Raw genomic sequence first — 11,850 nt, 5'->3', positions numbered from 1 at the left:
GAGTACTAACTCGAAATTACGAACATAGCGAGTACTTTGCTATGAGTAATTCGAAACTAGACGGAGAATTTTGACTTATGGAACACGTTTATACGGAATAAAAAGAGGAGCTGTGCCAAAAGTTAACTTTTGGCACAGCTCCTTCTTTAATATAAATAAAAGATTTCTTATTTGTTTGTAAAACCGTACTTCTTGTTGAAACGATCCACACGACCATCTGCTTGCGTGAATTTTTGACGACCTGTGTAGAATGGATGTGAGTCACACGAAATTTCAACACGGATCAATGGGTATTTATTTCCATCTTCCCATTCAATTGTTTCCTCTGAGTTCTTTGTAGAACCAGAGATAAATTTATAACCTGTTGCTGAATCTTGAAAAACAACTTTATGATAATCTGGGTGAATTCCTGGTTTCATTATATTACTCTCCTTTGCCCTGAATCATTTGCTGAATCAGAGTTATTCTCAGTACCACAACTCAAGATATTGTATCACGAAAAAACAATGCACGCAATTATCTTTTTTTGTTATCTCCTCGCCTGTTTAGCTTATTTTCAAATTCTTCAATAAACTCTCTGTTATTTTTAGTTTCTTTCAGCGATTTAATTACTTGTTCTGTGCTTCTTAACACATCATTCGATAACGATTTACGTAATTTCCACATAAAATCTAGACAGTCTTTACCTAACAGCAATTCTTCTTTCCGTGTCCCAGACTTTTTCAAATCGACCGCTGGGAAAATACGCCGCTCAGCTAAATCCCGTGTTAGCTGAAACTCTTGATTGCCAGTTCCCTTAAATTCTTCATAAATAACATCGTCCATCCGACTTCCAGTATCAACCAATGAAGTCGCTAAAATCGTTAGACTGCCACCTTCTTCAATATTACGTGCTGCACCGAAAAACTTTTTTGGCTTAAAAAGTGCCGCAGGATCAATTCCGCCGAAAGTGTTCTGCCACTAGGGGGAACAGTCAAGTTATATGCACGTGCCAAGCGTGTTAACGAATCCAACAAAATCACCACATCTTGTTTATCCTCCACGAGCCTCATTGCTCGCTCAAGAACCAATTCAGAGACTCTAACATGATTTTCCGGTTTTTGATCAAACGTTGAATAAACAACTTCACCATCAATTGTGCGTTCCAAATCAGTAACTTCTTCTGGGCGTTCGTCAACCAAGAGCAGCAACAACTTGGCTTGCGGGTAGTTTCTGGTAATTCCATTGGCAATCGCCTTCAACAGGCTTGTTTTGCCCGCTTTAGGCGGTGCAACGATCAAACCACGCTGTCCAAAACCAATCGGAGCGAACAAATCGATGATGCGTGTTGCTATTTGACCACGTGCTGTCTCTAAAATCATCTGTCTATTCGGATACAACGGCGTTAATGCTGGGAAATGTGGCCGTTGCTTAGCTTCTTCCGGATGTTTTCCATTCACACTGTCTACATGCATCAAACCATAATAACGCTCTTTGGGTTTAGGTGGACGTGCCTTACCTGCTACTAGGTCACCATTACGCAGTCCGAAGCGGCGTATTTGAGAAGAAGAAATATAAATATCCTCTTGTGAGGAGCCATAGTTGATTGGTCGCAAAAAGCCATATCCATCTTGCTGTGAAGTTATGTCCAAAACACCAGACATATAGTAAAAACCTTGCTTTTCCGCCTGTGCTCTAATCACAGCGAGTGAAAGTTCTTTTTTATTCATTTGACTATAGTATGGTATTTTAAATTCACGGGCATAGCCGTAAATCTCTTTTAAAGTTTTATTCTTTAAATCAACCAATGTTAGATTTTCCGTAATACTCTCCCCTTCAGACACCAATTGACACCAGCTTGCTCGTTAATGATTATTTTTGCAAATCACCATTTTTTTCGACGATTTGAATATCAACTGATAAGCCGCGCAGCTTCTCAACAATCCGCTCATAACCTCGTAAAATATTTTCAGCATTAACGATCGTTGTTGTTCCCTTAGACATCAAAGCAAGCCCTAACAAGGAAACACCTGCCCTAATTTCACTTGCCTCAACTGTTGTGCCCTGCAAAGCGTCGGAATAGCCCACCGTGATGATACCATTATCACTTGAAATTACACCGCCCATTCGCTGCATTTCTGGAATGTGCTTGATCCTTTCAGGGTAAAGCGTATCAATAATCTTGCTTTCCCCATGAGCTTTCATCAATAGCGGTGTTATCGGCTGCTGCAAGTCGGTCGCAAAACCTGGAAAAGGAGCCGTTTTAACTGTCACTGGAGTTAACTGCTCTCCTCCCCTAACATAAATGCTATCTTCATTGACCTCAAGATAAACACCCATTTCTACCAACTTAGCAATAAACGGTTCCAGATGCTCAGTAATAACATTTTTAACTAAAACACCGTTGCCATTAGCCGCCGCAAAAGATAGGTAAGTGCCGGCCTCAATCCGATCTGGAATAATCGTATGTGTATTCGTTGCTTGAAGACTGTCGACTCCCTTAATCCGAATCACATCTGTTCCCGCACCACGTATTTGTGCACCCATATTGTTCAAAAATGTTGCGAGATCAACTATTTCGGGCTCTTTGGCGGCATTTTCAATAATCGTTGTTCCCTTTGCCTTGACTGCGGCTAAAAGGACATTGATTGTCGCTCCAACCGAAACAATATCAAAGAAAATACGTGCCCCATGGAGTCCTTCTACGCCGGTTTTGATATGCACCGCATCATTTTGCTCAATAACCTTTGCACCAAGAGCCTCAAATCCCTTAATATGCTGATCAATTGGACGTGGGCCTATATTATCTCCGCCTGGAAAACCGACAATTGCTTCCCCGAAGCGTCCGAGAAGCGCACCCATAAAGTAATAAGAAGCACGAAGACTTTTGATTGCTCCGCCAGGAAGCGGAACTTTTTTTATTTTAGTAGGATCAACACTTAATTCTCCGTGGTTAAATGTTGACGTAACATTCATTGATTTTAAAATCAACATTAAGTTATGTACATCTAAAATATCAGGAACAGAATCAAACGTAACTGGAGTATCCGCTAGAATCGCGGCTGGTATAAGGGCAACTGTACTATTTTTCGCTCCGCCGATTGTGACTTCGCCTGACAGTTTCTGCCCTCCTCTAATAATCATTTTTTTCATTTTTCTATAAATCCCCACTCGACTATTAAACAATAAGAAATCTCAACTCTGTTAAAATCATACGTAAAAAATTCAAAAAATCAAATGTACGCTAACATAAGGCACAAAATGTGCCTTTACTCATCATACAAGATAGCAGCTACTGTTTCAATCTAAAACAGTTAAATTAACATAATTATTCTCAAATTTTCATCAAAAATATATTGTCTATTTTAAAATATGTATGCGTAAAGCAACAGTTAATCTAGCGTTTCTAATAATTTTAGTGTTTCATTTCAGATAGTTTTGTCATTATCGCCGCATTTTAATAAATATTTTAAATTTCGACTAAAAAAACACCCTAGAGTCAAAGTATCTTGCTTTAACCCTAAAGGTGTTTCTCATTTTTTCTGTATTCAAATAGTGTATTAACCAAACACTACACTTTCACTATTTTTCAGTATAATTGTTAACAAATTCCAACAACAGCTTTTTTTCCTCATCGTCTGGCAAATATTTATTCACCTTTATACCATGAACTTTTTCAACAGACAGATGACTCGCCAAAGATATTGCTGCATCAGTTACATGAAATTTTTCTTGAAACAACACCAGTTTTTCTCCCAGAGAGTCCGCTTGGTTACCTGCACTCATTATGATCCCTCCCAAGATATTCATAATTACTTACATTCTTAGGATACCACATTTGTCTTAACTTGAAACAAGTCCATCTCTAATCATTTTCGTGAACAAGCCGCAACAAAAGCGTGGAACAATCCTTCCGGTCTTTGCGGACGCGAAAGAAATTCAGGATGGTATTGCGCTGCAACAAAGAACTCATTAGTTGGAAGCTCAACAACTTCAACGAGCCGATTATCAGGCGATGTTCCTGCAAAAACCAACCCATGATCTTTGAATTTTTTACGATACTCATTATTAAATTCATAACGATGCCGATGACGTTCTTGGATAACATCTTCGTTATCGTATGCAGCAGCAGCTACTGTTCCCGGCATCAAGCGACATGGGTAAAGTCCCAAACGCTGGGTACCACCCATATTTTCCACATCTTCTTGATCGGCCATCAAATCAATAATATTGTGTTCGCATTTAGGATCAACTTCGGTCGTATTTGCATCTTCAAGGCCAACGACATCCCGGGCAAATTCAATGCAGGCCATCTGCATCCCCAGACAAATACCAAGAAAAGGCACATCTTGTTCGCGAGCATAACGAATTGCATGAATCATTCCCTCAAGACCCCGGTCTCCAAAACCCCCTGGAACAATAATGCCATCAAATGTAGCAAGCTTATCAGCAACATTATCTTTAGTTAATTTTTCCGAATCAAACAAATGAATATCCACATCTGAATTAATTGCAAAACCTGCATGTTTCAGTGCTTCGACCACAGAAATGTAAGCATCCGGAAGTTTCACATATTTTCCTACAAGAGCGATTTTGACAGTTTTTTCCAAATTCTGAACACGCTTTGTCAGCGCCTCCCAGCTCGTCATATCGGCTTCTGGTGTCTCCAAGTGCAAGTGTTGACACACAATCTCATCCATCCGCTGTGCCTTAAGGTTTAACGGAATCTGATACAAAGTGTCCACATCCATTGATTCTATGACTGCCTCGGGCTCAACATCACAAAAACTTGCAATCTTATTGCGCATGCTTTGTGAGATCGGTTTTTCCGTTCTAACTACTAAGATATTAGGCTGGATACCCAGGCCTCTTAACTCCTTGACACTATGCTGTGTCGGTTTTGTCTTCATTTCACCAGCAGCGTGCAAATAAGGAACCAGCGTTGTATGAATATAGACTACATTATCGCTGCCTACATCTGATTTCATCTGGCGCAATGCTTCCAAAAATGGCAGTGATTCAATATCCCCTACAGTTCCGCCAACTTCAGTGATAACAACATCAGCATCAGTTGTTGTGCCCGCACGCATAACCTTTTCTTTAATCATGTTGGTAATGTGTGGTATCACCTGAACGGTTGCACCTAAGTAGTCACCACGACGTTCCTTCTTTATTACCTCGGAATAAATCTTGCCAGTCGTTACATTTGAATACTTATTTAAGTTATTGTCAATAAAACGTTCGTAATGCCCCAAATCCAAATCAGTTTCTGTGCCATCATCTGTTACAAAAACTTCTCCGTGTTGATAAGGACTCATTGTTCCAGGATCAACATTGATATAAGGATCGAACTTTTGAATCATTACTTTCAACCCTCTATTTTTCAGTAATCTTCCAAGAGAAGCAGCTACAATCCCTTTTCCCAACGATGAAACTACGCCACCTGTAACAAATATATACTTGGTCATTACAACTCTCCTTTGATTAGTAAATTGAGGGCCCACGAAAAAATAAATTATACCAGCAGACTCTGCCAATAAAAATAACAAGCTCCCTATTCATTTGGAATAGGGAGCTTGTAAACATATCTCCGTACAATGCCCTAACACTCGCATGCAAGGCGCCCAATAAGAATTTTACAAAAAAACTATCGCACAGTCAAGCATCAATTATTCATTATCATCGTCATCTATCTCATCATCAGATAATTCAGACAACTGCCCTTCAATTCCATCTGGTAGTTCTTCCTCATCCTCAGGGTCATCAATATCATTCAAATCATTGCTGTACTCTTTTAATTCGTGATCTTCATCATCAGAATCATAATCAACATCCAAGCTTTCATCCTCAGGATCATCGTTGTTATAATCAATAACATCATCATCATCAGCTGCATCAGCCATAAAAGCATTAACCTTTTTGCGCTTTTTGCCCTTAGGCATATCAGTTTCTTCATCTTCAACATGAATAACAGCTTCATCAATAGAATCATACGGATACCAGGAGCGTAATCCCCAAAGATTATCTCCCAACGAAATGAAACTGCCATCGATATTTAAATCTGTATAAAATTGAGAAAGACGTTCTCTTATCTCCTCATCACTTTTTCCAAGATACTCTTGAATCTCGTTTGTCAAGTCAGCAAAGGGCATCACATCCCCGTGACGTTTCAAAATCACACGAGCAACTTCGATCATAGATAATTCATTTTTGTTGGCATCCTTGAATTTTTCTAGCTCCAAACTGGTACACGTCCCTTCTACAGTCTAGACTCAATCATACAATTTTATGCTGTAAATTGCAATCTTAATTTATAATCTCCTAGTAACTCTGCCCCATTGTACAACAAATAGTCAATTTTAATAACACCGGACAAAGGATTATCCCGCAACGTAACGTTCAAGTTAGGTGTGATTGTCTCAATTGGGACATCTCCGACTGACGTGCGGTACAAAGCAGCTATTCGCTGCTTGTTGCCAAAGTATAACTTCATTTGAATATCTTCTTGCTTACGTGTTAATTGAACAATACCATTTTCGGAGATTTTAAATGTTACTGTTGCCTTCTCATCTTCTTCAAGATAACGTAAATAAAGCGATGGGCCAATTTGAAATAATTGCCCTTGGAATTTCTTAGCGTAGTCACTGACCTGACCATCTTGATTTCGTTGTGTTTGTAAATATATCAGAACTGGAGTTCCTTTCGCCAAAAGTCTCCACCACCTTTTCTTGTTCTCTCTTCATTATATCTCAAATAAGCAAATTTCGTCACTATTTTACGGTTTACATTTTTTAGAGAACAGTGCACGGCGCAGAAGTTTAAGTTATAATTAGAGATACAGACTACGTGACCATTAAAGCGTAAGGAGTTGAATTATTATCACAGCATACAGAGACAAAATGTTACCTATGGAAAAAGTTCTAAGAGATCCAATTCACAATTATATTTTTATTCAACATCAGGTTATACTTGATTTGATTAATACCCGTGAGTTCCAACGCCTTCGTCGAGTCCATCAGCTTGGAACTTCTAACAGTACATTTCATGGAGCCGAACATTCCCGCTTCACACACTCTGTGGGAGTTTATGAAATTACACGCCAAATATGCGATCTTTTTCAACGAAATTACCCTACAAGAAAAGCGGGAGACGGTTTATGGGATGATCATGAACGATTAGTAGCTTTGTGTGCAGCACTGCTTCACGATATAGGCCACGGGCCTTACTCTCACACTTTCGAACATATTTTTCATACAGATCATGAAGCTATAACAGCCTCAATCCTGACATCTGCAACAACTGAGGTAAATCAAGTCTTAAGTCGTGTTTCAGCCACTTTTCCCCAGGAGGTTGCCAGTGTTATTCAAAAAACATACCCTAACCCCCAGGTCGTTCAAATGATTTCTAGTCAAATAGATGCTGATCGGATGGATTATCTTCTACGAGATTCCTATTATACTGGGACAAATTACGGAACATTTGATTTAACACGCATACTTCGTGTAATGCGCCCATATAAAAACGGGATCACTTTTCATATCAGTGGAATGCACGCAGTTGAAGATTACATTGTCAGCCGTTTTCAAATGTACCAGCAAGTGTACTTCCATCCAGTTTCACGTTCAATGGAGGTAATCTTAAGCCATCTTTTGAAACGAGCCAAATTCTTGTATGAAAATGGTTCTTTGACCACATCCATTACCCCACATCTATTGCTGCCTTTTTTCGAACATAACTTTAACTTGACCGATTATTTGAAACTTGACGATGGTGTTTTAACAACTTACTTTATTCACTGGTGCGATAGTCCTGATAGAATTCTCAGTGACCTAGCTAAGCGTTTCCTCAATCGCAAGCCTCTAAAATCCGTCCGTTTTAATTCTAAGACAGACGCCTTATTACCAAAATTACGCAAGCTAGTCAATGAAGCAGGCTATGATCCCACCTATTATACTGCGACTAATAATAGCTATGATCTTCCATATGATGCTTACGATCCCGCAAGCAAAAAACAGCGTACTCAAATTGAATTAATGCAAGACGATGGAACTCTGGTTGAACTCTCAACTGTTAGTAGTCTGGTTGCCGCAATCACAGGCAAGGTTTCCGGTGATGAAAGATTCTTCTTTCCTAAAGAAATGCTCGCTCAATCGACACAGGTCGAAGTTTTCGCTCCTATTTACCAAGAGTTCCAGAAATATATAAAAAATGGCCGTATCAGCACACTGGCGTAAGGCTTTTTACTACTAGTTACAAGTTAACTTCAAAGAGAGCATATTAACCGTTAGACTTTGAGTAAAAAAGTTCAACGGTATTAATATGCTCCCTTTTTATAGCTTTGAATATAGTCTCAAACTCGTACCTCGAGAACTAAAAAGTTACCCAGATTGAAAAAAGTATCAAGCAACTGCCAATTGCTAAGCAGCTTCTGCCAAACTTACTGCTGCGAATTGGTCCATTTTTTAAGCTGCCAACTTCTTCAACTTTGATTTTGTTCTCACGATATTCTTCATCCGTTTCCCCTTTTTTCTTGTGTTGAAACCATCCTGCAAACAAATGAGCCTTCAACAAGAGATCAGCGATACTGACACAAACCAGCAAAAGACCGCTTGCAAACAAAATATTTGAAATCAGCAAGGTATCAAGCACAAACTTTGCTGCTACGGAAAAAACAACTGCCAGCAGCAGTGTTACGCTCACCGTTTTTAAATAGATTTTCTGTTTAAGTCGTTGCATATAATTCTCCAGTAATATTTATTAATTTATCTCCCAAGCTGTCGCTGCGCTTCTTACTTAGTTTACTCGAACATACTGACCTGAAACCTCATTCATTTTTTGTACAACTTGTGTTGATAATGTGAAACGGTACATCCCCTTCAAATTCGAAACTGCTGTATTATTAGGCTGGTATGTCTGATCTCAATCTGATAATTGTCACTATCTGTTTTTTGAACATAATATTGGTCTCCCGCTTCCTGCGGTATCCCAGCAGCTGCACGAAACCTATCTAATACCTCCGCATCTGTTAAACTTTTGGCCACAGAGGAGACCTGACTATTGGTTGCTGAGGAAATAGAACTACCTGTTTTTTTCTCATATTCTGAACTAACGATCTTCGAGTTGCGTGCATTTGTATAGCCGCTGCCTGTTGACTGCGTGGCAGCAGAACTCGCAGAAGTAGCAGCGGCACTTGAATTTTGCGTTGTATCGCTGGAAGATGTTGCTGCTGTATCTGTACTCGTTGCCTGGGCTTGTGTAATTAGATTCTCATACTTTTGCGCCTTAGCCTGATATGCCGCTACGGCTTGGTAGCGAGAAGGCAATGATTTTAAAGCTTCCAAACTTCCGCCAGCAGCCGAGATTTTTTGAGAATTATAGTAATCACCTATCTCTGCATAGTACACTCGTGCCAATTTGACAGATTGATATTCTTTTTTCACAGCATTAATCTGCTTAACCAAGCCCTTAGGAGTATTGACATTATCTAACTTTGCCAAATATTCGCCGGCTTTAGACAATTTATTTTCTGTAACAGCTTTTTTAGCTGTTAGTAAATATCCCAGATTTCGATATAATATAGCCGCCTTATTATTTTTAAAGCCCTTGTCAGCCTCCTTCTCTAGTCGACTGTAAGCTTGTTGGGGCGCATCGTTTTGAAGGTCATCCAGTGCCTTTTGGTAACTTGCATCCACACGTGATGTTCTACTTGAGGAGCCTTGTCCTGTATTTTGACTTTCTTGCCGAGTAGAACATGCTCCAAGCACAAGCACTAACGCTATGATTCCTATTCCTCTAAGAATTCTTTGCTCGATGTTCCTCATTTTCACCATCCCCTTAAATTAGGCCATCTCTATGCCAACATTATAGCACGTAGTTCGATGCAATTATATTAATGCTATTTACTATTTTTTTTGCGTTGTTTAGCCAATCTGTGAACCATTAACTCACTTGTAGTCCAGATAATCATAATTACAGCGATCGATGCGTAGAGTACAAGCATCGTCTCACTAACGAAAACCTTTGAGTTCAAGTAATAACCAAATGTAGCTTGTAATTTATACAACAAGATGAAAAGTGCCAAATTACCGCCGAACATTCCAAAAAAAAGCGTATTAAATGTCATTCCCATGATTTGATGACCAATATTCCGTCCGCTCTTTCTCAAATCATTCAATTCGATAGTGGGCTTCTGCTCAATTATCTCCTGCATCCCACTTGAAACTGCAATTGCTGCCTCAGCTATTGCCCCTAAAGTGCTCAGGACAATTGTTGAAATTATAATTGATTCAAAATTTACACCAATTGCTAGGTTAAATGCTTCTATTTCTTCAGAATCCTCATTACTAAAGCCTTGAACCTGAGCCAGATGCTCAACTGGTATTATCAGGACAAGCATTATGCCCATCACAAGTACAGTAGCCAAAAAAGCGATGTCCGTTTCAGTTTCACCGCTATTTCCCATATAAATTGTAATCGCCAAAATACAGATTCCGCTGAAAAACGATACTCCAATAGCTGGAATCCCCCCAGCAATTAGAACGATAGTTATAAACAGCAACACAAAATTAATTACCAAACTGATAAAAGAATACACTCCGCTACGGCCACTGGTTATAAACATCAAAAAGGCCAAGATGCATGTCAACAAAGTCATTGTCGTCATTCGTTACTCCCCCTCAAAGCTGCAGCTGCCAGTAAACTTGCTGATGGGATGACTAATGTGATCCCAATCCCACTAATCAATGTTTGAACCAAACCAAGTGACATTGTCCATTCAAATGTATAAGCAAACGAATTCCCAGTCCTGAAGTAAAGTATTGCCAACGTAAAAGTTTCTGCAAAAAAGATCAACAACAAGACATTGATCAGCGGACCCATGATTTTCTTGCCAACCTGTCTTCCAGAATCAAACAATTGCTTAAAAGAAACTTTAGGCTGACTGCGTTTCAGCTCAAATAAGGTTGAAACAATGTCAGTTGCAGCATCCATCACTGTTCCAAGTAATCCAATAACGCTGGCGGATAAGAACAGTTGCTTAGGTGCCTGTGTCGCAAAGTCTAAGGCCTCATAATGCATCCCCTTGTCCCCTGTCAGCCACATTGCTGCCACTGTGATCATTAACGCAACTGCTGTGCCAAAAAAAATCGCAACGAATGTAACCAAACATTGCTTATTCCAACCAATTACCAGCAGCAAGGTCAACGCTGTAAATAAAATTGCACTAATTGCATAAATCCAAAAAAATGAAGTTATATTCCACATCACATCCAACTGCACAACAATCAAGAATAAGATGAAATTAAGGATCACACTAATGATTGAACGTAACCCATTACTACGCATAACTATAAAAAGTAAGACTAAGGTTAACCAACACAACATTAATAAATAAGTATCGCGCTTATAATGAGAGATCGAAATCGTTTTTCTATTTCCCTTTTGATAAATATTGACAAAGACTTGCTGCTTTACTTGAAACTTCTGGTCCATTCCGCGTGAGCGAGTATATGTATTATGAACTTTGAATTTTTCCCCTTTACTATTACCATTAAGTATCTCGCCAGTGATGAGCTGGCCGGTCTGCTGATCATGATTCTTAAACTCATCAACTATGTTGACTGTCTTATTATTCTTCACGTGTGTTATTCTCATGATAGGTTGTTTGTACAAAAAAGCATCATTAACGGTAAAAAAGTAAACCAAACACCCACTCAAAACTATGAGCAGCCCCACAATAAAATTCTTTTTTTTGAGTTGCATATTTATGTGCTTCCTCTCGAGCCCTTTTTAATCAAGATAACATGGTTAATGCTACAAAATAAAGAAGAAGCTGTATTCTTAAACAAAACAAAGCATATTTTTGCTGTGTTG

At 39.1% G+C, this 11,850-nt stretch carries 11 protein-coding genes and 1 pseudogene; 1 reads left to right on the top strand and 11 read right to left on the bottom strand.

Annotated features, from left to right (window positions below; translation table 11 throughout):
• Positions 1–167 precede the first annotated feature (167 nt).
• The 7 genes and pseudogenes from JCM15457_RS10570 to JCM15457_RS10540 all read right to left on the bottom strand — a co-directional run bounded on the left by JCM15457_RS10570 (position 168) and on the right by JCM15457_RS10540 (position 6,688).
• Entirely contained in the window at positions 168–419 is a 252-nt protein-coding gene (locus tag JCM15457_RS10570) for a type B 50S ribosomal protein L31 (RefSeq protein WP_034989823.1), read from the bottom strand.
• A gap of 97 nt (positions 420–516) precedes the next feature.
• Positions 517–1,805, bottom strand: a pseudogene (gene rho / locus JCM15457_RS10565) (transcription termination factor Rho).
• A gap of 46 nt (positions 1,806–1,851) precedes the next feature.
• Positions 1,852–3,132: a UDP-N-acetylglucosamine 1-carboxyvinyltransferase gene (gene murA / locus JCM15457_RS10560; RefSeq protein ID WP_034989821.1), complete on the bottom strand. Its 1,281-nt coding sequence runs from the start codon at positions 3,130–3,132 to the stop codon at positions 1,852–1,854.
• 429 nt (positions 3,133–3,561) lie between these two features.
• Positions 3,562–3,765 (bottom strand): LBP_cg2779 family protein, encoded by a 204-nt coding sequence (locus JCM15457_RS10555; RefSeq protein WP_034989820.1) that lies wholly within the window; start codon positions 3,763–3,765, stop codon positions 3,562–3,564.
• Positions 3,766–3,848: 83 nt separating this feature from the next.
• Entirely contained in the window at positions 3,849–5,447 is a 1,599-nt protein-coding gene (gene pyrG / locus JCM15457_RS10550) for a CTP synthase (RefSeq protein ID WP_034989819.1), read from the bottom strand.
• A gap of 201 nt (positions 5,448–5,648) precedes the next feature.
• Positions 5,649–6,221, bottom strand: coding sequence for a DNA-directed RNA polymerase subunit delta (gene rpoE / locus JCM15457_RS10545; protein ID WP_034989818.1), 573 nt, complete (start codon positions 6,219–6,221; stop codon positions 5,649–5,651).
• A 44-nt stretch (positions 6,222–6,265) separates the two neighbouring features.
• Positions 6,266–6,688 carry a YwiB family protein gene (locus JCM15457_RS10540; protein ID WP_034989817.1) on the bottom strand — a complete coding sequence of 141 codons (423 nt, stop codon included), beginning with the start codon at positions 6,686–6,688 and terminating at the stop codon, positions 6,266–6,268.
• Positions 6,689–6,878: 190 nt separating this feature from the next.
• Here JCM15457_RS10540 and JCM15457_RS10535 point away from each other — a divergent pair, with 190 nt between their 5' ends.
• A complete protein-coding gene (locus tag JCM15457_RS10535; RefSeq protein ID WP_034989816.1) occupies positions 6,879–8,213 on the top strand; it encodes an HD domain-containing protein in 1,335 nt (444 codons plus the stop codon).
• Between the two features lie 136 nt (positions 8,214–8,349).
• Here the strand turns inward: JCM15457_RS10535 and JCM15457_RS11770 are convergent, their stop codons facing one another.
• From JCM15457_RS11770 to JCM15457_RS10515, 4 genes are all read right to left on the bottom strand, one after another.
• Complete coding sequence (locus JCM15457_RS11770; RefSeq protein ID WP_051993477.1) at positions 8,350–8,715, bottom strand: DUF3899 domain-containing protein; 366 nt, start codon at positions 8,713–8,715, stop codon at positions 8,350–8,352.
• A 140-nt stretch (positions 8,716–8,855) separates the two neighbouring features.
• Complete coding sequence (locus tag JCM15457_RS10525) at positions 8,856–9,800, bottom strand: hypothetical protein (protein WP_051993475.1); 945 nt, start codon at positions 9,798–9,800, stop codon at positions 8,856–8,858.
• Positions 9,801–9,874: 74 nt separating this feature from the next.
• On the bottom strand, positions 9,875–10,642 hold the full coding sequence (locus tag JCM15457_RS10520) for a YibE/F family protein (RefSeq protein WP_034989815.1): 768 nt from the start codon (positions 10,640–10,642) through the stop codon (positions 9,875–9,877).
• A complete protein-coding gene (locus JCM15457_RS10515; protein WP_034989814.1) occupies positions 10,639–11,739 on the bottom strand; it encodes a YibE/F family protein in 1,101 nt (366 codons plus the stop codon). The genes JCM15457_RS10520 and JCM15457_RS10515 overlap by 4 nt, the downstream gene beginning before the upstream one ends.
• Positions 11,740–11,850: the final 111 nt, after the last annotated feature.

Origin of the sequence: Liquorilactobacillus sucicola DSM 21376 = JCM 15457, assembly GCF_000612445.1 — a bacterium.
Lineage (GTDB): Bacteria > Bacillota > Bacilli > Lactobacillales > Lactobacillaceae > Liquorilactobacillus > Liquorilactobacillus sucicola.
The sequence above is the reverse complement of the archived record's forward strand: the minus strand, read 5'-3'. Positions and strand labels throughout refer to the sequence as shown.

Bases quoted from the DNA above. Each gene is read 5' to 3' on its own strand.
- JCM15457_RS10535 (WP_034989816.1), top strand. From the start codon at position 6,879: ATGTTACCTATGGAAAAAGTTCTAAGAGATCCAATTCACAATTATATT.
- JCM15457_RS11770 (WP_051993477.1), bottom strand. From the start codon at position 8,715: ATGCAACGACTTAAACAGAAAATCTATTTAAAAACGGTGAGCGTAACA.
- JCM15457_RS10555 (WP_034989820.1), bottom strand. From the start codon at position 3,765: ATGAGTGCAGGTAACCAAGCGGACTCTCTGGGAGAAAAACTGGTGTTG.
- murA (WP_034989821.1), bottom strand. From the start codon at position 3,132: ATGAAAAAAATGATTATTAGAGGAGGGCAGAAACTGTCAGGCGAAGTC.
- JCM15457_RS10570 (WP_034989823.1), bottom strand. From the start codon at position 419: ATGAAACCAGGAATTCACCCAGATTATCATAAAGTTGTTTTTCAAGAT.
- JCM15457_RS10520 (WP_034989815.1), bottom strand. From the start codon at position 10,642: ATGACGACAATGACTTTGTTGACATGCATCTTGGCCTTTTTGATGTTT.
- JCM15457_RS10525 (WP_051993475.1), bottom strand. From the start codon at position 9,800: ATGAGGAACATCGAGCAAAGAATTCTTAGAGGAATAGGAATCATAGCG.
- pyrG (WP_034989819.1), bottom strand. From the start codon at position 5,447: ATGACCAAGTATATATTTGTTACAGGTGGCGTAGTTTCATCGTTGGGA.
- JCM15457_RS10515 (WP_034989814.1), bottom strand. From the start codon at position 11,739: ATGCAACTCAAAAAAAAGAATTTTATTGTGGGGCTGCTCATAGTTTTG.